Annotated in this window: 20 protein-coding genes; 14 read left to right on the top strand and 6 right to left on the bottom strand. The window is 62.0% G+C overall.

The annotated features are described in order from the left end of the window. The first annotated feature begins 2 nt into the window (after nt 1-2). The 11 genes from NKG59_RS20640 to NKG59_RS20590 all read left to right on the top strand — a co-directional run bounded on the left by NKG59_RS20640 (nt 3) and on the right by NKG59_RS20590 (nt 15932). Entirely contained in the window at nt 3-1265 is a 1263-nt protein-coding gene (locus NKG59_RS20640) for an SEL1-like repeat protein (protein WP_301288223.1), read from the top strand. Nucleotides 1266-1622: 357 nt separating this feature from the next. Then, complete coding sequence (locus NKG59_RS20635; protein ID WP_253540667.1) at nt 1623-2810, top strand: hypothetical protein; 1188 nt, start codon at nt 1623-1625, stop codon at nt 2808-2810. Next, nucleotides 2807-3097, top strand: a complete 291-nt coding sequence (locus NKG59_RS20630) for a PAAR domain-containing protein (protein ID WP_253540663.1) — start codon at nt 2807-2809, stop codon at nt 3095-3097. The genes NKG59_RS20635 and NKG59_RS20630 overlap by 4 nt, the downstream gene beginning before the upstream one ends. 58 nt (nt 3098-3155) lie before the next feature. Next, the gene (locus NKG59_RS20625) at nt 3156-6698 is read left to right on the top strand and encodes an ImcF-related family protein (protein WP_253540660.1); all 3543 of its coding nucleotides are present in this window, start codon (nt 3156-3158) and stop codon (nt 6696-6698) included. A gap of 3 nt (nt 6699-6701) precedes the next feature. Beyond that, nucleotides 6702-8258 (top strand): type VI secretion system protein TssA, encoded by a 1557-nt coding sequence (tssA, locus tag NKG59_RS20620; protein WP_253540657.1) that lies wholly within the window; start codon nt 6702-6704, stop codon nt 8256-8258. Between the two features lie 5 nt (nt 8259-8263). After that, on the top strand, nt 8264-10063 hold the full coding sequence (tssF, locus tag NKG59_RS20615; protein ID WP_253540654.1) for a type VI secretion system baseplate subunit TssF: 1800 nt from the start codon (nt 8264-8266) through the stop codon (nt 10061-10063). Then, the gene (tssG, locus tag NKG59_RS20610; RefSeq protein WP_420804040.1) at nt 10060-11088 is read left to right on the top strand and encodes a type VI secretion system baseplate subunit TssG; all 1029 of its coding nucleotides are present in this window, start codon (nt 10060-10062) and stop codon (nt 11086-11088) included. Before tssF ends, tssG begins: the two co-directional genes overlap by 4 nt. A 132-nt stretch (nt 11089-11220) precedes the next feature. Then, nucleotides 11221-11700, top strand: coding sequence for a type VI secretion system lipoprotein TssJ (tssJ, locus tag NKG59_RS20605; protein ID WP_420804039.1), 480 nt, complete (start codon nt 11221-11223; stop codon nt 11698-11700). A gap of 511 nt (nt 11701-12211) precedes the next feature. After that, the gene (locus NKG59_RS20600; protein WP_253540652.1) at nt 12212-13105 is read left to right on the top strand and encodes a DMT family transporter; all 894 of its coding nucleotides are present in this window, start codon (nt 12212-12214) and stop codon (nt 13103-13105) included. A gap of 112 nt (nt 13106-13217) precedes the next feature. Further along, complete coding sequence (locus NKG59_RS20595; RefSeq protein WP_253540650.1) at nt 13218-14255, top strand: LacI family DNA-binding transcriptional regulator; 1038 nt, start codon at nt 13218-13220, stop codon at nt 14253-14255. Between the two features lie 435 nt (nt 14256-14690). Then, nucleotides 14691-15932 (top strand): GumC domain-containing protein, encoded by a 1242-nt coding sequence (locus NKG59_RS20590; RefSeq protein WP_253540648.1) that lies wholly within the window; start codon nt 14691-14693, stop codon nt 15930-15932. Nucleotides 15933-15988: 56 nt separating this feature from the next. Here NKG59_RS20590 and NKG59_RS20585 read toward each other — a convergent pair whose 3' ends face one another. The 5 genes from NKG59_RS20585 to NKG59_RS26435 all read right to left on the bottom strand — a co-directional run bounded on the left by NKG59_RS20585 (nt 15989) and on the right by NKG59_RS26435 (nt 21165). After that, nucleotides 15989-16915: an NAD-dependent epimerase/dehydratase family protein gene (locus NKG59_RS20585; RefSeq protein WP_253540646.1), complete on the bottom strand. Its 927-nt coding sequence runs from the start codon at nt 16913-16915 to the stop codon at nt 15989-15991. 154 nt (nt 16916-17069) lie between these two features. Next, nucleotides 17070-18272 carry a sugar ABC transporter permease gene (locus NKG59_RS20580; protein ID WP_253540644.1) on the bottom strand — a complete coding sequence of 401 codons (1203 nt, stop codon included), beginning with the start codon at nt 18270-18272 and terminating at the stop codon, nt 17070-17072. Nucleotides 18273-18278: 6 nt separating this feature from the next. After that, nucleotides 18279-19826 (bottom strand): xylose ABC transporter ATP-binding protein, encoded by a 1548-nt coding sequence (locus NKG59_RS20575; RefSeq protein ID WP_253540642.1) that lies wholly within the window; start codon nt 19824-19826, stop codon nt 18279-18281. Between the two features lie 70 nt (nt 19827-19896). Further along, nucleotides 19897-20907, bottom strand: coding sequence for a D-xylose ABC transporter substrate-binding protein (xylF, locus tag NKG59_RS20570; protein WP_045205677.1), 1011 nt, complete (start codon nt 20905-20907; stop codon nt 19897-19899). A 30-nt stretch (nt 20908-20937) separates the two neighbouring features. Next, nucleotides 20938-21165 carry a carbohydrate porin gene (locus NKG59_RS26435; protein ID WP_301288211.1) on the bottom strand — a complete coding sequence of 76 codons (228 nt, stop codon included), beginning with the start codon at nt 21163-21165 and terminating at the stop codon, nt 20938-20940. 213 nt (nt 21166-21378) lie between these two features. Here NKG59_RS26435 and NKG59_RS20560 point away from each other — a divergent pair, with 213 nt between their 5' ends. Then, a complete protein-coding gene (locus NKG59_RS20560; protein WP_045205679.1) occupies nt 21379-22458 on the top strand; it encodes a porin in 1080 nt (359 codons plus the stop codon). A 138-nt stretch (nt 22459-22596) separates the two neighbouring features. Continuing rightward, nucleotides 22597-23040: a cyanase gene (gene cynS / locus NKG59_RS20555; RefSeq protein WP_045205680.1), complete on the top strand. Its 444-nt coding sequence runs from the start codon at nt 22597-22599 to the stop codon at nt 23038-23040. 4 nt (nt 23041-23044) lie between these two features. Here the strand turns inward: cynS and NKG59_RS20550 are convergent, their stop codons facing one another. Continuing rightward, nucleotides 23045-23893, bottom strand: coding sequence for a FadR/GntR family transcriptional regulator (locus tag NKG59_RS20550; protein ID WP_253540640.1), 849 nt, complete (start codon nt 23891-23893; stop codon nt 23045-23047). A 355-nt stretch (nt 23894-24248) separates the two neighbouring features. Here NKG59_RS20550 and NKG59_RS20545 point away from each other — a divergent pair, with 355 nt between their 5' ends. Then, complete coding sequence (locus NKG59_RS20545) at nt 24249-25448, top strand: ABC transporter substrate-binding protein (protein ID WP_253540637.1); 1200 nt, start codon at nt 24249-24251, stop codon at nt 25446-25448. Nucleotides 25449-25467 lie beyond the last annotated feature (19 nt).

Here is a 25467-nt window from a genome sequence, read left to right as displayed (position 1 = left end):
TGATGGTGAAACCACTCGCCATTCTGCTGACCTTACTCAGCCTGATTGCTTGCTCCAAGGAGAACACTGTGCCGAGCTTGCCCGACCTGAAGGAGGTGCGCGCCAACCTTGCCTTCACCTGCACACATGAGGCTGAGCATTTACCGCCCCTTGATCCCGACGCCGATCAACTGTTCCGGTACGGGCGTTATCTGCAAAAGCGAGACGGGCCCAAGGACTTTGATCAGATTGCTCGGTACTACCGCATTGCGGCGGCGCACGGGCACTACAAGGCCAATCACAATGCGCAACTGCTCGTGTCTCAGGGTACGGCCAGTTCGCCTTACGCGATGCGCGAAGCGATTGACTGGGCTACGCAACTGGTCGACCAAGGCATACCTGCCGGTTACTACGATATCGGGCATTACTTGAAGTTGGGCTATGGCTTCAAGCAGAACGAAGAGATGGCCTTGCGCTATATCCGCAAAGCGGCGGACTTGGGGAATCCGGATGCACAGTATTACGTTGGCGACCTACTGGCCCCATTCGATATGGCACCTGAGATTGCGCAACAGATGCAACGCTGTGCTGCCGAGCAGGGGCATGCAGAGGCAGCAGTGGATCTCGGGTTCAGCCTCAAGGGCGACAAGAAATATCGGGAGGCAGCAGAGGTGTTTCAATTGGGTGTTGTTGCAGGAAATAGTCTGGCAGCTATGAAACTTGAAAATGCATTCGATGCCCCGCCTCAATCTGATGAACTTAGCTACCTGGCGCTAGACCGGGATTCCGAACGCGTACGCCGTTACAAACTGATCGGCCAGTTTCTCGACAAGAACGAATTGAGCAACCCCAAAGTCCCCGACATCGACCGGATCGTCCCACTGCCGCCCGCCAAACTCCCGCCGTGGGACGGCACGTTCCAATGGGAAAAAGACCAAGCCAAGATTCCGCCGCAACCGTCGGAAGCGTTGATTGAACGGATGGCCAAGGAAAAGAACCTCGACCCCGCGACAGGGCTGGCCTTACCTGCAGCGCCCAAAGCCGCGCTAGGCACCTGCGCGAATACCGGTGAGCAGTGCCCGGAATCTGGCGAATGGCGAGCCTTTCATCCGACGCAGGGCTTCGCTTATCGAGACTCGACGCGCTATTTCAGCAAGGGCGGCACGCTGCCGTACTACATGTTTGAGCGCCCGCGTGCGTTTGCCATGCTGGATTGGCTGCGAGGCCCGGAGCTCGTGACAACTGCTGTGCAGTGGCGATTGGTGAGCTACGGAGAGCAGGCTTGAAGGGGGTCGCCACGAAGCGCATGAGCGGGGCGCTATGGCCTCTGTCGCTGGCCCTGTACTCACCGGCAAGCGGCGCATTTGCATCGGGTGATTCCCTCGGGGCTGTGGCATTGCTGTTCAAGGTTGTTCGGATAGCGTGGTGCTTCCTAACGCTTGTCGTGTTCCTCGTGCTTTATGAGGAGCCATTCGCTAAGCGACTTGCTTGGACAGCACTGTTTTTCTGTTCGCCATTACTGCCGGTGGTGCTGTTCTTGGTGTTCGTCGCATATGGCAGTTGATTTCGCTCTACTCCCTGCCGAAGCGCCCTTCGACGAATCGCCACCCTCCAAGCTGATGTGGGGCATCGTGTTCGTCGTCATGACCGCACTCGGCGCGGGCGCCGTGCTGCTGTTCTGGCCCAAGGGCATACCCACCAACACTTGGCAGTTCTGGGCCACCTTGGTGGTCTTTCCCATCGGCATGCCGGGCTTTCTGGTGCTGCGACGGTTCAGCAGCTTCGAGGGCCGCAAGCTTGATGTCGAACTTCGCAACGAAGCGACACGTGCACTCAACGAACGTGTCTTTAGCGCGGCCAGCATTCCGCTGGCCGTGTTGGGCGCCGCATACCGGTATTCGGCGGACGCCAAGGAAAACGCCATCCAGACTGTCCAGCAAGGTGGTGCCATGCTCAAGACGCAAGTCCCTATCGCGCTTGCGGCCGAGCCAGTCAGAGCGCGTTGGCTGGTGGCGCCGAAGATGCGGACCAAGCCGGGCGATACGAACGATGACTTAATCCGCCAACGTCATGTCACGACGTGGTTGTTCGATGAAATCCTAGTTGAGTTGTTGCCGTCTCTCCAGGCATTTCCACCCAGCGTGCCATTGGTTGCCCAACTGCTGATAGCAAACGGCCATCCACACGAGCAGAACAAGCAGTTGCTGGAAGAGCGCTGGCGCGCCAAGCAGGGCAGACCGTTGACCGTGGCACCACACGCTGAGCCAACGGCAGACCTGGATGCGCTGGACACCTGGATGGATGAAGTACTCGGGGGCACAGGCACACACGCCACACTCGTGATCGCAATGCAATTGCATCCCTTGCTGGCGAGTGTTCCGCCGGCTGATGCAACCGAGGCAGGCGTGGCGATCTTGCTAATGCCAGATACGTTGGCCAGCCAGCACAGGGTATCGCGCATCGCCAATCTGCATCGTCCAGTACGCAGTCCGGTAGCGCAGCCTGCAGAAGCGTTATCGACTGCGCTGCGTTGGGCGGGCGTGTCAGCAGCGCAGATCAAGGCAGGCTGGCAAACCGGCTTGGACGCCAAGCAGATTGGCGCGTTGCGTGAACCAGCCGTCAAGCTCGGCCTCACCTTACAGGCAACCGATGTCGATCGAACGATCGGTAATGCGGGGATCGCCGCACCATGGTTGGCGCTCGCTTGCGCGGCATCCTCTCTTACCGAGGATGCCCCCGAACAGATTGTCTTCGTTAGTCAAGGCGGGCAATTCGACTGTGCCGTCGTGAAATCCGCAAGCACTGCATCAACACCAAAGGCATCCATATGACCCGACGCTACGACATCCTCAAAGGCGACAAGACCACCGCAGGCGGAACGGTCGAAGGCGGCGATCCCAACGACTGGATTGGCAACCGCGAACAAGCCTATGAAAACGACCCCGTCTGGTGCCCCGCATGCCAGTCGATGGGCCAGATTGCCTGCGTTGGACCGCGCCTTTCAATGACAGGCCCGGATGGCCGGCAAGGCGCACTGAGCGACGACCTGTGCATCTGCAAATGCACGCCAAGTCCAGTGCTCGTCCCGTCCCAGGATGCGTCCTACATGGACGTGTGAGCTATTGCGTTGTATTGCCGGCCGCCGGCCGGACGTGTCTGTGAAGTGAAAAGAAGCAATGAAGAAACTGCGACTCGACCTACTGTCCATTCTGCTGTTGGCGCTCATCGCTGGCTGCGCGGTGCTGATCTGGGGTGAGCCCCTGCTCGGTATCAAAGCCCCTGAAGATCGGAGCTTCTGGCTGTCCGCAGTCGCGTTAGGCGCGATCGCGCTTGCCGTCGCCACGTCGTTCGACTACTGGGGTCGCTGGGGCGAGGCGCTGCGTAGGCGAGGAAAGTGGCTGCAAGCCAGAAAGCCTGTTATGAAGGGCACAACGCAAGACGCGGTTCTTGCTCAGGGCGAACAGCAGGCGCCTGCACCCACATCGGTCCAGTCATTGCGTGATCACCTTCGTGCCGCCCATGGCCGCCGTTGGCGCTACCGGCAACCCTGGCTGCTGCTCACCGGCAACAACGCCGCCATTCGACGCTTGCTGCCCACCATCGTAATTCCTGGCTGGCTCTACACTGATACCGCCATCCTGCTCTGGAATGATAAGGGCGACGGCGGTCAACCCGACGCTGCCTGGCTCGAACAACTACGCAAGCTCCGCCGCAGCCGCCCAGTGGATGCCGTCGTGCTGGTCGAAGACGGCACCGCACAACTGGCTGCTCAACACCGAGGTGTCAGCACCGACAGCCTGAACCTCACCCGCATCGCCGAAGCGCTCAAGTGGTCGGCCCCGGTGTACGTACTGGACGTGGCGGACATGGATGGTGTTGGTGACGGTCAAACGCCCGTCATGGGCTGTGAATTTGGCAAGGGCGCCGACGCCCCCGCCATCGCCGATGCACTGCTCGCATTGCGTGACCAACTCGCCCAACGTGGCGTCGCCCAGATGATCGCCAAACGCCACGATCGCTACAGCGCAGAACTCTCCGAGCGCCTGGATGACCGCAGCACCAAGCTCGCCGCCTGGATCGCCAGATTGTCCACCAAGAAGCGGAATCACCAACCCATCGGCGGCGCGTTCTTTGCCCCGTACCCGGCAGAGCAGGGGGCGGGCGACACGCAAGCCGACTTGCCGCTGTGGCACCACCTCGGCCAGTTGGCGCGCCGCACGCGCGGCAAACGCGTTGGCTTACACCCTGTCACCGTCTTCTCCACGATGGTGCTGGTTGGTGTGGGTGCCTGGACAACCGGCATGCTGGCCTCCGCCGTCAGCAACGCCCGCGAAGTCCACCTCACCAATGTAGCGCTGCGTGACTTGAGGTCCGCCCCCGACACCGCCGCCAGCCTGCGCGCACTGCTCGGCGTCCAACACCGCATCGAACTCTACGAACACCGGATTGGAGAACACTCCCCACTCTGGACCCGCTTCGGCCTGAACCAAGACCGCGCAACGCTGGCCGCCCTCTGGGTTCCATACGACCAAGCGGCCAATCGTTTGCTCATCACCCCGGTCGCACAGAACATCGAGGCCGAGCTGGTCGACCTAGCGCAAATGCCGACCGACCAGCTCGATGACCAAACGAATCAGATCGCTCTGGAAGGCCACCACGCCCTCAAGGCCTACCTGATGCTGGCCGAGCCCGCGCGTGCAGAGGCCGCCTTCCTCACCCCGCAACTCACTCGCCACTGGCGCACCAGCGCCAACTTGAGCGATGGCGCCAAGCTAGACCTTGCTGAACGCCTGCTCGGTTTCTATGCCCAGCAGCTCGAAGCCCATCCCGACTGGCGCATCCAGCCGAGACAGGATCTGGTCGGTTCCGCCCGGCAGACCTTGCTCGCCCTCATCGTCGTCAAGAACTCCGAAGACACCGTCTACCAGAGCGTGCTCGACACCGTCGGCGGCAGGTACCCCGACCAGAGCCTGGCGACGCTCACCCCCGGCACCGACCCGCGCGGCCTCTTACGCACCAGCGCCACCGTCCCTGGCGTTTTCACCCGTCAAGCCTACGAAGGCACCATCCAGACGGAGATTGACAAAGCTGCCGAGCGCAGCGCCGCCGCAGGCGATTGGGTCTTGAACACCAGTAACAGCCACCAAGCCGAACAAGGCCTCACCGGCGACGCCCTCAAGGCTGACCTCACCACCCGCTATTTCGCCGACTACGCCGACGCTTGGGCCACCTTCATGAACAGCCTGCAATGGGAGCGCGCGGCCACCATGCCCTCCGCCATCGAGCAGCTCAAACCGATGACCGACACCCGCCATTCGCCCGTCATCGCGCTTATGAAAAGCCTCGAGTACCACGGCAAGGCCGGCGCCCCAAAGGCGAGCCTTTCCGACACCCTGGTCGCCAAAGCCCAAAATGTCTTCGGCAAGAAGGAAGACGCCCCGAGCGTGCAGTCCGACCCAGCCGGCCCCCTTGGCCGCACCTTCGGCCCGATCCTGCGGCTGATGGCACAAGACACGCCCAACCAGGGAGACCTGAGCCTGCGGCGCTATCTGGATCGCGTCACCGCGCTGCGCCTGAAGCTTCAACAAATGAGCACCAGCCCCAACGCCGACGCCCAGGCCAAACAAGTCGCCATGGCCCTGTTCCAAGGCAAAGGCTCGGATCTGGCCGACATCCAGGACTACGCCGACCAGATCGCCGCCAGCCTCGGCGCGCAATGGGCCGGCATGGGCGAGGCCTTGTTCGTACGGCCGGTCGCCCAGGCTACGCAAACTGTGCTGCTACCCGCCCAGGCCAGCCTCAACGACGCCTGGCGCCAAACCATCGCCACCACCTGGAACCAATCCTTCGCGGGCCGCTACCCGTTCGCCAACACCAGCAACGACGCCTCCATCCCCGAGCTCGCAAGATTCCTGCGCCCCCAGGGCGGCCTTATCAACGCCTTCCTCGCCACCCAACTGGCCGGTGTGCTTGAACTCCAAGGCGACCGCTGGGTACCCGCAGGACGTGCCTTCGGCACCGCCACCGGGGGTGACAGTCTCGCCTTCGACCCCAGCTTCCTCAAGGCCATCAACACCCTGCAACGCATCGCCGCCCACATGCTGGTGCAGGGTGAAGCCCAATACCGCTTCGATTTCCAGCCCGTGCCCACGCCTGGCTTGACTGACACGCTGCTCACCATCGATGGCCAGACGCTGCACTATTACAACCAACGCGAGACATGGCACGCGCTGACCTGGCCCGCGAATAACCCGCAAAACCTTGGCACGCGCATCCAATGGCAGACCGAGCAGGCGGGCACGAACAAGAGCTATGAGTACACCGGCCGCTGGGGCTTGGTACGCATGCTTGAGGGCGCCAGGATCGAACCTATCGACAGCGCCACCGTGCAACTGACCTGGCAGGCTGTATCCGATGCCCGCGCCACGCAGCCTAAGCCAGACCACGACGAACAAGTCGACAAGGACCCACTGGCCGCCGTGCCCAGCACGATGACGTATCCGGTTCGCTATCTGATGCGCACCGAGGTGGGTAGCGGGCCGTCGGAACTCCTGGCCTTGCGCGGCTTTGTATTGCCAGAGCGGATTTTCATGAGTGGGCGTGGCCCGAGGCAGGCGCCTGCTCGGGCAAATGCCAAAACTCCCTTGCCGAAGACCGTGCTGGATGCGGCACGCAATGTGGCCGAGCGGGGTGAGTGGGCTGCATTGTCGGAGTCTTGACCCATGTTCGCCAATCTCTTCCAGTCCCTCTTTGGTAGCCGCACGCCGACTGACCTCGCTCGATCTACTCAAGGACGTTGGGACACTTGGCTTAGGCCGATCAGCGATGATGCCCCAGTCGGTACGGACCCCGTCTACGACGACGACTTCCTCGCGGTCAGAGAAGAAGTCGCCAAGCTCAGCGACATTGACGACGACCTCATCGTCACCACCACCGAACGCCTGCTCAAGAACAGCGCCAAGGACGCCCGCATTGCCACCTACTACGTCTACGGCCGCATGCGCCGCGACGGCGCGGAGGGTGTGGCCGACGGCATGGAATTGCTCTCCGCCCTGGTCGACCGCTTTGGCGAGACCCTACTGCCAGAGCGAGGCCAAACGCGCAAAGCTGCGCTCGAATGGCTTGCTGGCACCACCTTCGCCAACCGGCTTGATCGCGTACAAGGCCTGACGGATGTACTGCTCGAACGCACGCTCTCAGCCCTGGCCCTCATCAGCGAGCGTACCGAGACCTGGCCCGAAGCTGCACGCCCCGACCTCGCTCCTTTGCTGCGCCGCTTCGAAGACCAGATCGAGGCCTCGCAGCCGCCCCAAGCAACCACCAGTACCCAACCGGCCAGCTTGCCGGCTGCGAAGGAGGTTGCATCCACGCGGGAATTACTAGACCGCGCCCGTCAGATGGCGGCCTTCTTGCGTGAGCAACCGCACGGCTATCTCGCCGCCTATCGCCTCATGCGTTGCGTGCGCTGGGACACGCTCACCGAAGTCCCCCCGCACGAAGTCAGCGGCAAAACGCGCCTGCCAGCGCCAAGAGCAGAGCTACGTGCCCACCTGCAACGCCTCATCCTGCAAAAGCAGTGGCCCGAGTTGCTCGAGCGCGTCGAAGCCGCCTTCGCGGAAGGTGCCAACCACTTCTGGCTTGACCTCCAGTACTACGCCTTCAAGGCGCAAGAACAAGCCGGTGGCGACTACGCGCAGGTGCGCGATCTGGTGACCACCGACTGCGCCCTCATGCTCGAACGGTTACCGGGCTTGGAGCATCTGTCCTTCACCGACGGCTCCCCGTTTGCCGATGACACCACCCGCGAATGGATCGCCCGCCACGCCACCGTCCGCGACATGGAGCGGGGCGATACCGTTGTCCCCGTTGCTCTGGATACCGCCGGCACCGACTGGGCCGAAACCGAAACCCAGGCCACGGAGATAGCGCACCAGCAGGGCATCGAAGCCGCCTTCGCCTGGCTGCAACGACTGCCTGCCCAAGATGGCGAGCGCGACAGGTTCTTGCGCCAACTTGTGATGGCACGCGTCGCGGAGCGTGCCGACAAGCTGGACACCGCGCTCCACCTGTTCAGTACGCTCGACACGGTTGCGCTGCGCTACCAACTCGCCACCTGGGAGCCCACGCTCGCCTTCGACGTGAAGCACCACCTATTGCGTGTACTCAAGGTCCGCATCAATCGCAAGGACGCTGACAAGCCAGCACTGGCAACCCGCATCGAAACACTGACGGGTGAACTGACGGCCATCGATCCTGCTCGCGCCATCGCACTCCCTTAAGGCCTATGCGCACACCTACCCAAGACAATTCCATCCTGCGCTACTACGAAGCGGAGATGCGCTACCTGCGCGAAGTGGGCAGCGAGTTCGCCCGCGCGTACCCTGATCGCGCCCGCATGCTCAATCTCGACCGCATTGGCGAGCGCGACCCGCACGTGGAACGCCTCTTTGAAGGCTTTGCCTTCCTCATGGGCCGCCTGCGTCACAAGCTCGATGATGAACTGCCCGAGCTGACCGAAGGCATCGTCAGCATGCTCTGGCCGCACTACCTGCGGATGATCCCGTCGCTGTCGATTCTGGAGCTGCAACCTAACTATGGCAGCCTGCAGCAGCACGAAACCATCGAGGCCGGACACGAAGTCGCGTCCAACCCAGTGGGTGAGAGCCGGGTTGAATGCGCCTATCGCACCACGCAGCCCGTCGATCTCTACCCGCTACGCCTGACGGATGCCAGCACTTACGCCCGCGAAGACGGCCGCTCAGTCATTCGTCTGCGCCTGGAAGTGCAATCCCAGGCTCGCCGAGAGCAGTTGAACGTCCCGCGCCTGCGCTTGTACCTGCACGCCGACCGCCCGGTCGCCTTGGCGCTGTACGCCGCGCTGACCGCGGAACCGCTGGCCATGCAGGTCCGCATTCCCGGCTACCCGGAAGATCGCCCTGGCGCTCCACAAGCCATGCCCGGGTTGTGCTTGGCTCCCGCTGGCTTTGCCGCAGACGAACGTCTGTGGCCCAAGGCAGACAACGCCTTCGGCGGCTATCAACTCTTGCTCGAATACTTCACCTTCCCGGAGAAGTTTATGTTTGTCGACCTGCTGGGCTTGGATCTGCAGGCCATCCCAGCCGACGCAACAAGCTTCGACCTGGAGGCCGTGCTGAACAGGCCGTACCCAGACGACATGCGCTTCAGCGCAGACAACATCCGTCTGTACTGCACTCCCATCATCAACCTGTTCGAACTGGAGGCCGACCCCGTCACCGCCACGCAATTCGAGACCGAATACCGTGTACACGCCATGGAGCAGTACGGCGAGCACGTCGATGTGTACTCGGTCGATGCCGTGCAGGGCTTCGCTTCTGGTAACGGCCAACGCTTCGAGTACGCCCCGTTTGCCGCGTTTCGCCATCGCGGTGGCATGCTGCGCCACGAGATGCCCGAGCGCTACTTCCACACGCGCATGCGGCAAGGTCCCTCCGGGCGCTTCGATACCTGGATCGTGTTGGGAGGGCACGTCTGGGAGCACCAGAGCACATTGAAAACGGAAACCCTGTCGCTCTCCGTGACCGGCACCAACGGCATGCTGCCGCGCAAGGCCTTGCGCGAAGCTGCCATCACGCGCATGCGAGGTGGCTTTACCAACGTCACCAGCGTGCGCAACCTCGTGGCGCCCACGCCACCCGTGTATCCGCCCACGGGCGACCGCTTCCAGTGGCGCGTGCTCTCGCATCTCGCCCCCAACTATTTGTCCCTGCTGGATGCGGAAATCCTGCGTGGCAGCTTGGCGCTGTACGACTGGACGGACGGCGAGTTGAACAAACGCCGCATCGAGGCGATCACCGAGGTCAAACACCGCCCATTGCAGAAGCTGGTCAAGGGCGGCCTGGAGCGCGGTGTGGAAATCGAAGTCACCCTCGACGCCAACCAGTTCGCCGGCGACGGGGATCTTGAGTTGTTTGGCGGCATGCTGAATCGCTTCCTGGGGCTGTATGCCACGCTCAACCTGTACACGCGTCTGGTGATCGTGGTGCAGCCGACAGGCAAGAGAATCACCTGGCCTGATACCAAAGGAGAGGGGGCACCGTTTTGAATGCCCCCGAGAAAGTCCCGCCCAACCCAGGGCCGACGCTTCTGCCAGCGCTGCTCCAGCACGCCACGCAGATGAACTTCTTCCGCTTCTGCGAACTGATGGAGCTGGCTGCGCCTGATCGAGCGCCGCTTGGGGCAGAAGATTCGCCTAAGAACGAGCCTATCCGCTTCCGCTCACGGCCCAAGCTTGGTTTTCCAAACCGCGAGATCGATGCCGTCGAATTCGATCTGGATGAACCCACTGCGCCCCCCGCCATTCGCACCACCTTTCTGGGTCTGTATGGTGTGAATGCGCGCATGCCGTCGTACTTCATCGACGAGATCGCACAGAACCGCGATGGCGCCGAGCCCCTGGCCGCGTTCCTGGACCTGTTCCACCACCGCATCGTGACGCAGTTCTACCGCGTGTGGCGCAAGTACCGTTACCCGGCGGGTTTTCGCAAGGACGCGAGCGACAAGGTGTCCAGCTACCTGCTCAGTTTCAGTGGTCTTGGGATTGGTGAACCGGAAATCCGGCAGGAGCTGGAAACACGTACCTTGCTCGCCACCCTGGGCTTGACCGGGCAACGCACTCGCACCGCCGAAGGGCTGGCCGGTGTGTTGCAACACGCCGTGCCGGAGGCCACTGTCACGGTTACCGAATTCCACCCGACCTGGGTCCGGGTCAGCGACTTCGAGCCCATGACCCTGGGGGAGAACTGCCTGCTTGGGCGTGGCTTTACGGATCGCAGCAACACCGTGCGCGTCAGGTTTTGCCCGCAAACCAAAGAGGCGGTGCAAAGCCTCATGCCGGGCGACCCTGCGCACAGCAAGATCATGGCGCTTTTGCGCTACTACATGGGCTACGAAGCCCAAGCGCAACTGGAGATGGCGGTGCGCTCAGACCTGATGCCCAAGCCCGCGCTGAACTCGACCCAAGTGAGCCTAGGCTACAACACGCTGCTGCCACTCCTCGCCATGGATACAGAAAAAGCCCCCATCCGTGTCCAACTTGGCACCTGGGGCGGCACTGCACACCAAGCATGAACACGATGAAGACACATACACAGGCGGCCGCGCTGGCTACCGCAATCCTCGCAGGATGCGGCGTGGCACAGTCCGTCAAGGACGGCACTGTGGACGCCGGCCAAATGGGCTTTTACAACCCAGGTGAAAACAATGAATCTGGACTTGACCAGCCGTGCATCGATCAACCCCAATGGTGGGGGCCAATCGCTGTCCACCGTGGTGCGCATCTACCAGCTCAAGGACGCCAAGACCTTCGCTGCGCTTGATTATGCGCAACTGGAGTCCAGTGACTTAAAGGAGCTCAAGACCGAGCTGCTGGCGACCAAGGATGTGGTGCTGCGCCCCAACGCCAGCGTGAGTGTGAGCGAACCTATGAGCGAGGATGCCGAGTTCGTTGGCGTGGTGGCGTTCTTCCGCAAAGCCGACAGGGATTCGGCATGGAAGCTCACCATCCCCAAGAAGCAGTGGAAGAAGACGGACCCAGTGCAGATTCAGGTCATTGGCAACGCGCTGCAGCTTGCGGGGGCCAACCCAGAGCCGATCAAGCGGACGGCACCCGTCCAGAGTGCACCTGGTTCAGCAGGCCAAGACCCTGCTGCCATGACACAGCCAGACAAGCAGGCAGGGTGAGCATCACGAGTCCAGCCATCAAGCGCATGATTCTCCCGTCCGAGAAAAAGACGACATTTAATGCTGCCTGATCCAAGCGGGGCTATGGAATCACGGGTTAGGATCGGAATTCCGATCGAGGTGCCCTTGCCGCGCTGGATCAGAATTGCGAAGCGCAAGCGCTCGCTGACTCGCGCATGGCGGCCTGGTCAAGATGGATCTCGTGCCTGCCAGCGGACGGCTTCTGGGTCAAAATCGGCGAGACAGGAGATGGTTGGTGCTACGAGGTGCGAATGATCGGAGCAGGTCTGAACCTCAGCGGAGGCAGTAGGGGCAACTCCGCGGGTGACATTCGCGCTGCATTGTTGTGACCGCGAGGCGATAAGTTGGGTAAGATCGGCTTCCCGACGGGCGGTGTACAGGGTATCAGCCACGGTTGTCGCTTTCGAGGGGTGATGTTGTCTGGTTTGAAGTATATGTTTTGAACCAGACATTACTAAACTGCGGTCTTCCATTGTTCGAGGAGGCCGCCGTGCCTGTGCTGTATCCCTTGCTGGCGGTGCTGATCTGGGCTGCCAACACCATCGTCTCCAAGGCCGCGGCCGGCGTGGTGGACCCGGCGGCCATTTCGTTCTACCGGTGGTTGCTGGCGGCCATCGTGCTGACACCTTTCTGCGTGCGGCCGCTGTGGCGCCAACGTCAGGCTGTGCTGGCGCAGTGGCGCCGCTTTGCGGTGCTCGCGCTGCTGGGCATGGTGATGTACCAGTGCCTGGCGTATTACGCCGCGCACAGCACGAGTGCGACCAACATGGGCGTGATCGGCGCCTTGATACCGATGCTGGGGCTGATCCTGAACGTGGTGGTATTTCGTCAGCCTGTCGGGGCGCAGGCAGTGATTGGCGTGGTGGTGTCGCTCCTTGGTGTGCTGTACCTGCTGGGGCGCGGAGAACCTGCCAACCTGTTCGATGGCGGCATCAACCACGGCGACGTGCTGGTGCTTGCCGGCGCCACTGCATACGCGCTGTACAACATCCTCTATCGCCGTTGGGCGCTGCCGTTTGGGCAGTGGCTCAATCTGTACGTGCAGGTGCTGGTGGCTGTCGTGATGCTTGTGCCGGTGGCCATGACCGCGCATAGCCTGGCCGTACCGGCCAAGGGCATCGGGCTGGTGGTGTTTGCGGGCATTGCCTCGTCGATCGTCGCATCGTATTTGTGGATGCAGGGGCTCAAGCGCATCGGCAGCGAGCGTACGGCGGTGTTGATGAACCTGATGCCGATCTTCACGGCGGGCATGGCTGCGGTGATGCTGGGCGAGACGGTGCACGGCTATCACTGGATCGGCGGCGGCCTCGTTCTGCTAGGCGTGAGCCTGGCGCAAGGCATCGCTCGGCTGCCGATCGGCCGTTCGGGATTGAGCGCCCGTTAGTTTTTTTGGCCGCGCGGCTTGGGGGTTGGCGGTAAAATCGAACACATTGGCGGGCGCGTGATAGCGCCCGTTCCGTGTTCCAGAACCACTCTCGCCAGACCATCGTCAGACCATGAAGCGCAACGCAGGAGCTGTCACCGTCGATGATGTTGCCGCGCATGCGGGCGTGTCTATCAAGACCGTCTCGCGCGTGCTGAACCACGAGCCCAACATCAGCGAGAAGACGCGCGCGAAGGTGGTTGAGGCGATGCAGACGCTCGACTATCGGCCCAATCCGGCCGCCCGGCGACTGGCCAGCAAGCGCGCCGACATCATCGCGCTGGTCTACGACAACCCCTCCGACAACTACATCGTCAACATTCAGCACGGCGCGCTCGAAGCCTGCCAGGCGCTCGATTACAGCCTGCTGCTGACCCCTTGCAACTACCGCGACCCGAACCTCGCCGAGCAGATCATCCAGAGCGCGCGCCAGCGTGCGCTGGCCGGCATCATCCTGACGCCGCCGGTGTCGGATGTGCCGTCGCTCATTACGGCGCTGGATGAAGCCGGCATCGACTACGTGCGCCTGGCCCCCGCCGACCGCGAGCACAAAGGGTTGTCTGTCAACACCGAAGACCGTGCTGCCGCGCGTGACATGACGCTGCACCTGATCGGGCTCGGGCATCGCCGCATCGGCTTCGTGGTGTGCGATCCCGCCCATGGCGCGGCGTATCAGCGCGTATTCGGCTATCGCGACGCGATGGCGCAAGCTGGCATCGAAGTTGACGAGCGATTGGTAGAGCAGGGCGAACACTCGTTCGAGTCCGGCGTTGCCTGCGCTGAGCGGTTGCTGTCCTGCGAGCCACGTCCGACTGCCATCTTCGCAGGTAACGACGACATGGCCGCCGGCGTGCTGCGGGTGGCCCAGGCGCGCGGCATCAAGGTGCCGGAAGAACTCTCCATTTGCGGCTACGACGACACGCCGCTCTCACGCCAGCTCTGGCCGGCGCTCACCACCGTGCGTCAGCCGATCCAGGCGATGGCGCATGCGGCTGTGGAACAGCTCATTGCGATCCACCGCCCGCATCTACCAGGCCTGAAGCCGCATTCGGTGCACGAAAACTTGCAGTATGAGTTGGTGATTCGGGAATCGACTTGTGCGCCGGCGTAAGGCGCGGCATTACCACTGTCGATTGGAAAACATGCCGCTTGTCCACGGGGATGCACTTCCGTTCTGTCTGCAAGTCCCACATTAGTCAACCCACACGGTGGAGGGTACTGGCCAAAAACCTAAGCCATTATCGTTCCGTGCCCGAATTTTGCCTCGTCGCGCAGCTGCAGACCTTGATGTCGGGTGCAAAACTGCCGAGAATCACCTTGACTGGGCAATCATTTGGGGTGGGGCGCAAAGCGCGTATTTGATTTCGTCCATTTCTCATTCCAATTGTCCAGTTCGTCACTAAGCTGTAACGATTTTTACAGCCTCATATTGTGTGGGGCGGCCCACAGCGCTGCGCCGAAGCCGGCGCAACAAAAAAAATGCATTAGGTGACCCCTGGTGCACCTGCCTGCAAGCAGTTGGCAATTTTTTAGGACGGTAGAGGTAATGAAGAAGATTAATCCTGCGGCGTATGACGACGGCGATCCATTCGATTTTGATTTGCAAGCCTTCATTGCGCGCTGCTGGGAACTACGACGACAGATCATTCTGTTTGCGACCGTATTCTCCTTACTGATTCTTGCGTTCTCATTTTGGATTGGCCGTCAGTACTCCAGCGAAGGGTTCATGCGCGCGCCCCGCAAGTTTGCGGAATACAACGTCCAGAAGGCTGCGTTCTGGGATCGCGAGACGCTACATCGCTATCTCGAAGACAACAAGAAAATCGGCGATGTCAACGGTCAGTATTTGTTGGGAAGTTTGAGCGAACGCTTCGTCCAGGCGCACGTGCAAGCGGTTTTGCCGTTGTCGAAAGATGATCTGCGTTACATCACCGACGCTAAGGGGATGCTCGACACCATCGGAATCCTAGGTTTCTCGATCACGTTCAAGGATCGGTCGGCGGAGAACGCGCAAGCCCGTGTTCAACTGATGGGGGACTACATCAAGGACACCATGCTGAGTGAAGATCTGCTGGATACGATCTATACCAAAGCTGGCGAAGCCAAGGCGAAAAAGCAACAGATCGACAACCTGATCATCCAGAAGAGGCTGGCCCTGACCCAGGCTTCCAGCCGGCTCGAAGCGGCCCGCTTGATCGCGGGCAAGTACCCTGAAGCATCGAAGATGGAAGCGCGCCAACTGCTTTCGACCGGCAGTGACGCCAACGCGTCGCGCTATCTGTCTCCCGTTGCGCAGCTCGTTGGCATTGAAACCGAAATTGCTGACCTGAAATCGCAACTCACTTTGCTGGAACGCGACGCCGAGCAGAACGCTTTGCGCAATGAATTCTACGAACGCATCGACCAAGGTACCCGCCAAGCTAAGACCGGTAGCGCGTTGCTGGCCGAGTTTGTAAAGACGGCTCAAGCTGTGTTCACGGGCAAAGATCTTAAAGACGACAAAACCCGCGAGATTTATAACCAGCTAATGGTGATTGCCGAGCAGATGCGCAACAAGCACATCACAGAGGCACGCTTCGTTTCGGGCCCGACTTTGCCGGAATACCGTTCGGGGCCAAGTTCGCTGGCGCTGGCGCTGCTGTCGCTCATCGGCGGAGTCGCGCTCGGGACCCTGAACGTGCTGCTACTGGACAAGCTCCGTGCTTTTAAGGCTGGTCGTGGCAATCCCGCGTTCGATGAAGAGCTGGGATCGGAAGGAGAGAGCCTGCGGCCGGTTCAAGTCGCCTGATTTTCCTACGTTCCAACGCAAAGCCCGGCCATTAGCGCCGGGCTTTTTCATGCGCCTCACTGCGATTGCTTGATCAACGCATACAAATCATCCTGCGGGTCATACCCCAGCAACTCCCGCCCGGTCTCCAGGCCCCAATCCATCCCTCGATTGTTCGACACGCCATTCACGACGATGGCCGGTGCAGGCCAGCGCGCGGGGTCTGCCGTGATCGAGCAGAGGAACAGCCGGCGCAGATCCCCATTTGAGAGCCACATGTTGCGGAACCAGCGCAGCGCCACGTGGCTGGCTTCATCGGGCAACTCGGTCGGCACGGGCGTGTCGGCGGTGCCGGAATAGTTGATCTCGTTGGGGTCGTTCTCGTCGGGCAGCGCCCAGCCGATGCGCAGCGACACGATCGAGAGCTTGCCGCCGTTGGCTTTGGAGACGGCGCCCACTGCTTTGCAGAGCCGTTCGCCCATGGCCTTGGACGTTCCGTAGGCGAGTGAGTAGACGTCTTCTGTGCCGTTATTCCAGCGCGTGCCTGGGGCGGGCGCCAGCTCGGCGGTGAGTTTGCCAGGGCCGATGGTGCCGGCCAGGGGTTGGTCCTTGTACGCGCCCATTGCGTGGTTGGACGAGGCGAACACGAAGCGGCGCACGCCGTGCGTGGCGGCGGCCTGCAGCACATTGAGCGTCATGCCGTAGGAGGCCAGCGCTTGCTCCCACGTTGCGTCTGGCGTGGAGTGGATGGCGGCCAAGTGGATGACCGCATCGACGTTGCTCAGCAGATCCGTCCATGCACCATCGGCTTGCGTGAGGTCGGCCTTGACCCATTGGAAACGTTGGGCCGCTTGCGGCGAAAACTCGACGTTCTGTGCCACCCAGTCGATGCCGATGATGGAGGTGCACCACGGGGCGGAGGCCAGTGCCTCGACGACCTTGCGGCCTAGGTTGCCAGCTACGCCGGTCACAAGAACGCGAGCAGGGGTTTGGTAGTCAGCCACGATGTGGAATTCCGTTCGGGATGAAGGAAAGAAAGGCGCGACCGGCGGCTGGCGCTGCAACACCATCGCGCGCCGCCGTGTCGTTCCAGATCAGGAAGGGGGCCGGATGGGCCCAGGAGTTGTGTGGCGTTTGCCGACGGGTCAGCCGCCGAGGTCAGCCGCGATTGGAGCCCGACAGCACGTCGATCAGCACCGCGACCACCAGCACCACGCCCTTGACGATCATCTGCCACGAGGCGTCGACGTTCATCTGCTGCATGCCGTTGTCGAGGCTGGCCATGACGAGTGCGCCGATCAGTGCGCCGTACACCGTACCCGAGCCGCCGCGCATCGACGTGCCGCCGATGAAGCACGCGGAGATGGCATCCAGTTCGCCGCCAACTCCGGCGGACGGCGAGCCCGCGGCCGAACGTGCCGTGGTGATGATGCCCGCGAAAGCGCACATCAGGCCCATCAGCACGAATACCAGCAGCTTGACGCGGCCGACGTTCACGCCGGACAGGCGCGTGGCTTCCATGTTGCCGCCCACCGCATAGACGTGACGGCCGAAGACGGTTTGCGTAGCGACGTACGAAAAGATGGCCAGCAGCACCAGCAGGATCAGCACCGGCAGCGGCACGCCGCTGGCGTCGTTGAGCACCGCGACGAAGCCGAACGAGGCGGCAGCGATGGCCAGCAGCTTCAGTCCGTCAGCCCAGATCGGCGTGCGCGAGAGCGACAGGCGGGCACGCTCGTGACGTCGGCGCACGGTCAGCACGACCGAGCCCACAACGATGATGGCGGCCAGCGACCACGACAGCCATGCCGGCACGAAGCCCTGCGCGAGGTTGCCGAGGTCATCGGGCACCGGGGCAATCGTCACGCTGTCGGTGCTCCACTGCAGCAAGCCACGGAAGGCCAGCATCCCGCCCAGGCCAACGATGAACGACGGCACACGCAGCTTGGTCGTGATGAATCCGTTGACCACGCCGATGGCCGCGCCTGCCACGAGCACCGTGCCCACGGCCAGCCAGGTGTTCCATCCGAGGTTGACGGTGAGGATGGCGACCAGCCCGCCCAGCAGGCCCAGCAGCGAGCCGACTGAAAGATCGATCTCCCCCGCGATGATGACGAACACCATGCCGCAGGCCAGCATGCCGGTGACCGACATCTGCAGGAACAGGTTGGAGATGCTGTTGGGCTTGAGGAACGTGCCGTTGGTCTGGAAGTAGAAGAAGATCCAGATGAGTGCGACGGCCAGCAGCAGCGCCAGCACCTTGTAGCGCACGAACAATTGCTGGATGGCGCGGCTATCCAGACGCGGGCCGCCATTGCCGCCGTTTTGGCGGGCGAGTTGGGATTGCAGGATATTGGACATGGCAATTCAAGCCGCTTGGCGGCCGGGTTCAGCGTTGATTGCAGCAGCCAGGATGCGCTCCTGGGTCAGGCCTTGATTGACGAAGTCGCCGCGCAACTGGCCTTCGCCGATGACCAGGACACGATCGCTCATGCCAAGGATTTCCGGCATCTCGGAAGAGACCATGATGATCGCCACGCCGCTGGCGGCCAGGTCGGCAATCATCTTGTAGATGTCGTACTTGGAGCCGACGTCGACACCGCGCGTCGGCTCATCGAGGATAAGCACCTTCGGCATCGCCAGTACCATCTTCGTGACCACGGCCTTCTGCTGGTTGCCGCCGGATAGGCTGGCAATCGCCAGTGCCGGGCTTGCGGTCTTGATGCGCAGGCGTTTGATTTCGCGGTCGACGGTGGTGAGTTCGGCGCCCTTGTCGACACGCAAACCACGCGCGTACTGAGCCAGCGTGGCGAGCGTGATGTTCTCGCCCACGGCCATCAGCGGGACGATGCCGTGGCGCTTGCGGTCTTCGGGCACAAGGCAGATGCCTTTGGCAATCGCCTGCGCGGGTGTGCTGACCTTGACAGGCTTGCCTTCCATGATGATCTCGGCGCTGGAGCGGCCGGGATAAGCACCGAACAACGCGGACACCATCTCCGTACGCCCGGCGCCCACCAGACCGGCAATGCCGAGAATCTCACCGCGGCGCACGGCAAAACTCACGTTGTCGGTGCGCTTGCGGTTGGGGTTGGTGACATCCCAGCAGGTGACGTTGCGCGCTTCCATCACCACTTCGCCCACGGTGTGTTCCACCTTGGGGAAGAGCGATGTCATTTCGCGGCCGACCATCATCGTGATGATGTTGTCGATGGTCATGTCGGCGGCGGGGCGCGTGCCGATGTGCTTGCCGTCGCGGATGACGGTGACGGTATCGCACACGCGCTTCACCTCATCGAGCTTGTGCGAGATATACACACACGCCACGCCGCTGCGTTTGAGGTCGTCAATGATGGACAGCAGCACCTCGATTTCTTTGGCGGACAGCGATGACGTCGGCTCGTCCAGGATCAACAGGCGCGCGTTTTTGGCGAGCGCCTTGGCAATCTCAAAGAGCTGCTGGTGGCCGCTACCGTAGTTCATCACGGGGGCGGCCACGTTCACGTCGGTCAGACGCAGGCGGGCGAGCAGTTCTTCGGCCTTGGCGTGCATGGCGTCGTAGTCCATGCGGCCACCCGGTTTGGTGATCTCGTTGCCGAGGAAGATGTTCTCCGTGACGGAGAGCTGCTGCACCAGCATCAGCTCCTGATGGATGATGACGATGCCTGCGCGCTCGCTGTCACGCACGGAATGCGCGTGCAGCGGCTCACCTTCCCACAGGATCTCGCCTTCGAAGGTGCCGTAGGGGTAGACCCCCGACAGCACCTTCATGAGGGTCGATTTCCCGGCGCCGTTCTCCCCGCACAAACCGACGCATTCGCCTGGCTTCACTGCCAGGCTGACGCCGTCGAGCGCGCGCACACCGGAGAACGACTTCACGATGTTGCGCATCTCGAACAGGGTGCCGTTACTGCTCATGGCGTTCTCCTACTTACTACGACTGACCACTGACCGCCGATGACCGACGACCGACTGCTGCATCGGCTGCTTACTTGCCGAAGATCTGCTGATGCGTGTAGAAGCCGTCCTTGACGACAGTGCTATCCAGGTTGTCCTTGGTCAGCAGCGTCGGGGTCAGCAGCACGGTATCGACATCCTTCTTGCCGTTGTTCAGCTTGGTGTTGAACTTGGGCGTGGTGCCCTTGACGAAGTCGACGGCCATCTCGGCGGCGGTGGCGGCGATTTCCTTGATCGGCTTGTACACCGTCATGGCTTGCGTGCCTTCAGCCACGCGGCGCACGGCGGCCAGGTCGGCATCTTGACCCGACACCGGCACCTTGCCCGCCAGCTTCTGGCGTGCCAGCGCCTGGATGGCGCCGCCGGCCGTGCCGTCATTGGACGCGACGATGCCCTGGATGTTGTTGTTGTTTGCGGTCAACGCATTCTCAACAATGTTCTGTGCCTTGGAGGGGTCCCACTCAGGGGTCCATTGCTCGCCGACGATCTTGATGTCGCCCTTGTCGACGTACGGCTTGAGGACCTTCATCTGGCCTTCGCGCAGCAGGCGGGCGTTGTTGTCGGTTGCGGCGCCGCCCAGCAGGAAGTAGTTGCCCTTCGGCGCGATCTTCACGACGCCCTGCGCCTGCAGCTCGCCCACCTTCACGTTGTCGAAGGTGACGTAGCCGTCGATGTCGGCATTCAGGATCAGGCGGTCATACGACACAACCTTGATGCCCTTCTTCTTGGCGCTGGCAATGGCATTGCCCAGCACCTTGGAGTTGAACGGCACGATCACGAGCACGTCGACGTTCTGGGCGATCAGGTTTTCGATCTGGGCGATCTGCTTGGCTTCGTTGGCGTTGGCCGACTGCACGTTCACGGTCGCGCCCAGCTTCTTGGCCGATTCGACAAAGTAGTCGCGGTCGTGCGTCCAGCGCTCCACGCGCAGGTCGTCGATCGAGAAGCCGATCACCGGCGCTTCCTTGCTAGCGTGGGCCGACGTGGCTGCGAAAGTGAGGACCGCTGCAGCGGCAATGGTGTTCAGTACGCGGAAAAGCATGAATGTCTCCTTCTTCATTGATGTTGTCGTTCAGAACGCTATGCCGGCTGTCAGCCTGATCACGAACGCGTTCTTGTTCTGGCTGGTGCCGTCCGGATGCAAGATGTACTGCAGATTAGGACGGAAGTACATCGACGGCTCTGTGGCCAGCCGCAGGACGGCTCGCGCACATGGAGGTTCGTCGCCATCACCCGCAAGAGCGTTTTGGCCGGCACCGGCATCCGGTTCACGGGCCGGTTGGGACTGCAGAATGGTCAAAATTGACAGCGCTGTCAATCTCGGGATTTGCCCTAGGTCTAAGGCACCACACGCGATTGTCTCCAACGCCTTGCAATGACGTGCCTTGGCTAAAAACTAGGGCAACTCCCTACATTGACAGCGCTGTCAATTCTCCTCATTCTCCTGTCCGGGCCCGCCAAGAGACTCGGCTCGAACGAACAAAGACAACGCCAAATCAAGGAGACGAAAGCTATGCGTATCAAGAACCCATCCCAGCGGATTGCCATCGCTGCCGCTGCAGCCCTGCTTGCAGCCACTAGCGGCCTGGCTGCCGCGCAGAGCAGTGTCACGCTGTATGGCCGCGTCGGCGGCGGCATCGACTACACGAACAAGATTGCGACTGCGAACGGCACCGCCAGCAACCTGCAGTACGGTGGCAACCAGTGGGGGACGAGCATGTGGGGCCTCAAGGGTTCTGAGGATCTGGGTGGCGGGCTGTCTGCCGTGATGAACCTCGAGAACGGCTTCAATTCCGGCTCGGGTTCATCGGATGCGTTGTTCAATCGTTTCGCTGTCGTGGGGCTGTCGAGCACCACATACGGCACGCTGTTGCTCGGTCGGGCCATGGGCATTCCCGATGGCGAGACATGGTCGATTGACCCGATGGGTCTGCAGAACATGGGCGCCGAGACGTTGCAGGCCAACCGCACCTGGGGCTCACGCCAGAAGGCGATCACCTACAACTCGCCGACCTGGGGTGGCTTCTCGTTCCGCGCGCAAGCCGGCCTGAACGGAACGGCGGGGCACTTCAACGCTGGCAGGCAGCTTGCCGGCGCCATGGCCTACCAGAACGGCCCGCTGATGCTTAAGGCCTTCTACGAAGAAATTCGCGACACCAACGGCGAGTTCACCAACCTCTATACCGCTTCCCGCCTGTTCACGGCCGGCGGTACCTACCAGATTGGCGACCTCAAGCTGTTCGGTGGCTACAGCCGTATCCAATCGGGCGGCGCTACTGTTGCGGACGCGGACAACCCGAGCGGCGCGACCCACCAGCAAACCTACTGGCTGGGGGCCAACTATCAGGTCACCCCGGCTTTGACGCTGATCGGCGGTGCATACAGGGCAAACCGCAACCAGGGCGGCGGAAACGGCACGCTGCTGACGGTGGGCGCCAACTATTACTTCTCGAAGCGCACATTGCTGTACGGCACCATCGGTACCGTGATGAACGGCAGCAATGCGTCCTTCTCGGTTGAGGCGGGTGGCGGCAAGCCGGCCCCGGGTTCTGGCCAGCAAGGTGTGTACACCGGGATCATGCACTGGTTCTGACGCGCTTCGCGTCGAAGTCCCAAGCGCGATGGCGGCATGGCCGTCATCTGCGCGACCCCGCGAGGGGCGGCGTTCCCGGGTTGGCATCGACCTTGCTCATGTCGCGTGCTGTTTTCTCACCCAACCCAGGGAGCCACCATGCACCGCGAAGACGTAACGGATCTGATCGTCCTGCAGAAAATCAAAAAGAAACTGACGTGGACGCAATTGGCCGAGGTGATCGGCCACAGCAAGGAGTGGAGTACCGCCGCGCTGCTCGGCCAGATGACGCTGACCGAAGCGCAGGCAAAGGCCGTTGGCGCAGCGCTGGATCTGCCCGAAGAGGCCATCGCGCTGCTGCAGGTGACGCCGTACAAGGGGTCGCTGCCCACAGCGGTGCCTACGGATCCGCTGATCTACCGCTTCTATGAACTCATCAGCGTGTACGGCACGACCTTCAAGGCGCTGATCCACGAAGAGTTTGGCGACGGCATCATGAGCGCGATCGACTTCAATATGGATCTCACGCGCGAGCCCGATCCCAAGGGCGATCGCGTTCGCATCGTCATGAGCGGCAAGTTTTTGCCCTACAAGACCTACTGAGCCGTCATGCGCCGTCGTCGCTATGGCCGCTGTCGTCCGGGTCGTCCAGCTGCGGACGATTGCGGCGCGGCATCTCGGAATCGAGCACAAGACGGCCGTGCACGCGGCCCTTCATGCGCGTGACGTGATGCGTGCAGTCTTCCATGTGCGTGCTCATGAGTGCGCGCACAGTCTCTGCGTCGCGCGCGCGTGCCGCATCCAGAATCTGCCGGTGGAACTTGACGTTGGACGCGCCGAACTTGGCGTGGTCCTTCGGTGAGGTTTCATTGCCGAACACTACAAGCTGCCGAATCATTTCGTTGATCAGCTCGCAGCTGAACCGCAGCATCGGGTTGGGATTGGCCGCAGCCAGGATGTCGTGAAAGCTCAGGTCTTCCTGTCGCTGATCGAGCGGCGCGGCGGCCTTGGCAGAAGCCGGGTCGCACAGGTCGATGGTGTGTTCGAGCGCGCGGAAGTCGTCTTCGGTCAGATGCGGCACCGCTCCGGCGGCAAGCTCCGGCTCCAGCAGCCGACGCACGGTGTAGACGTCTGCAATGCCGATGTCTTTGAAGAACAGATAGTTCTGCATGAGCTGGAACGTGCGGTCCAACGGCACCTCGACGATGGTGCCGCCGCCGGCCGGGCCCGTGCTCACACTCACCAGGCCCTGCACCTCCAATGATTTGAGCGCCTCGCGGATCGTGCCCTTGCTCACGCCGAAGGTCTCCTGCAGCTTGATCTCCTGCGGGAGCCTGTCGCCGGGCTTGAGGTTGCGCTGCGTGATCAGCCGCTTGAGTTCTTCGGCCACGAGGTCGGCGCGCTTCTGCTTGCGGATGCCGATCGACGCCGTCTTGCCTGGTCCGAGTGTGGCCATGGATGTCCGTTCCTTGTTGCGCGCATTCTAACTGCGGGGTTGTGCCGCCCGGCTGTCCGGCGTGGTGCATGCATGCCCTGCGAGCGTGCGCACGCACCGCGTCTCCGCATCGTCGCCCGGTACCTTCATCACGCACACCTTGGCGTAAACACCGACCTCGTCGTCGTTGACGCGGCGCGGACACGGCTTCTATGATGATTTCGCCTATTTATCATAACAAATATAAGAAACTGGTCTGGTTCTTGCTCGACTCGATGGTCGGCGAAAACCTCGCCGGTCAAGGCCAGGAGGAAGCTGCCGCCGGTGGTGGCTCCAAGCGCTGTTCTGAATCCACACGAACCCCAAGGAGTGCGCTTTGAATCGTCGAGACTTGCTCAAACTGGCGGCGCTGTCCGCCGTGCCCACGTCGCTGCTGCAGGCCCGCCTTGCATGGGCTGCCGATGCCATCGAACTGGGTTGCCCGGTGCCGATGTCCGGCCCGTTCGCTGCCAACGGCAAGTTCGCCGACCTGGGCATGAAGCTGGCCGTGGAGCAATACGGCAAGGTGCTTGGCCGGCCGCTGGCGTACAGCGTGCTCGACACCGAGGGCAAGCCGGCCACCGCCGTGCGCAAGGTTCAGGAACTCGCCCAGCAGAAAAACGCGCGCTACTTCGCAGGCGGCATCCTGTCGTCGGAATCGCTGGCGATGGGCAAGGAGGCCGAGAAGTTCGGCGGCGTGTTCATCACCACCGCCGGGGCCGATGAGATCACCGGCAAGGACTGCAACCGCGCGACGTTCCGCTGGTCGGTGCCGACGTACGGCGCCATCGAGCGCACCGTGCGCCCGCTGATCGAATCGATGCCCAAGGCCAAGCGCTGGTACACCATCACGCCGCAATACGTTTTTGGCGATGGGCTGTTGTCGGCTGCCAAGAACATCTTCAAGGAAAAGGGCATCGAGCATGTGGGCAACAGCTACCACGCGCTTACCGAAAAGGAATTCAGCGGCTACCTGACCAACGCAATGGCCGCCAAGCCCGACGTGCTGCTGATCCTGAACTTCGGCTCGCAGTCGTCCGATACGCTGCGCCAGGCGGTGAGCTTCGGCATGAAGAAGAACACGACGATCCTGGTGGCGTGGGCATCAGGCCTTGAGCAGTTCGAATCGCTCGGTGCGGACTTGTGTGAAGGCGTCTACTTCGGTGCGCAGTACTGGCACGACGTTGATACGCTCGCCAACCGCGATCTGGTGAAACGCACGCAGGCCGCGTTCAAATCCAACCCGAACTACAGCCTTGCAGGCTCGTACACCTGCACGAAGATCCTGCTCGACGCGATGGTCAAGGCCGGCAGCGCCGATCCGAAGGCCGTGATCGCCGCGCTGCAGGGCATGAAGTACGACGGCCTGACGGGCCCCGAAGAGATTCGCGCGGCCGACCACCAAGTGCTCAAAAACTACTACCTGCTCAAGGGCAAGCCCAAGAGCCGCATGAAAGACAAGGACGACTTTGCCGAGGTGGTGGCGGTTGGCAAGGCATTCCTGCCGGTTGAGCAGACGCAGTGCAAGCTGGCCTGAGGGTCTGATCTGCCGCTCG

Origin of the sequence: Ralstonia chuxiongensis, assembly GCF_024158925.1 — a bacterium.
Lineage (GTDB): Bacteria > Pseudomonadota > Gammaproteobacteria > Burkholderiales > Burkholderiaceae > Ralstonia > Ralstonia chuxiongensis.
This window is presented reverse-complemented; position numbering and strand designations above follow the sequence as displayed.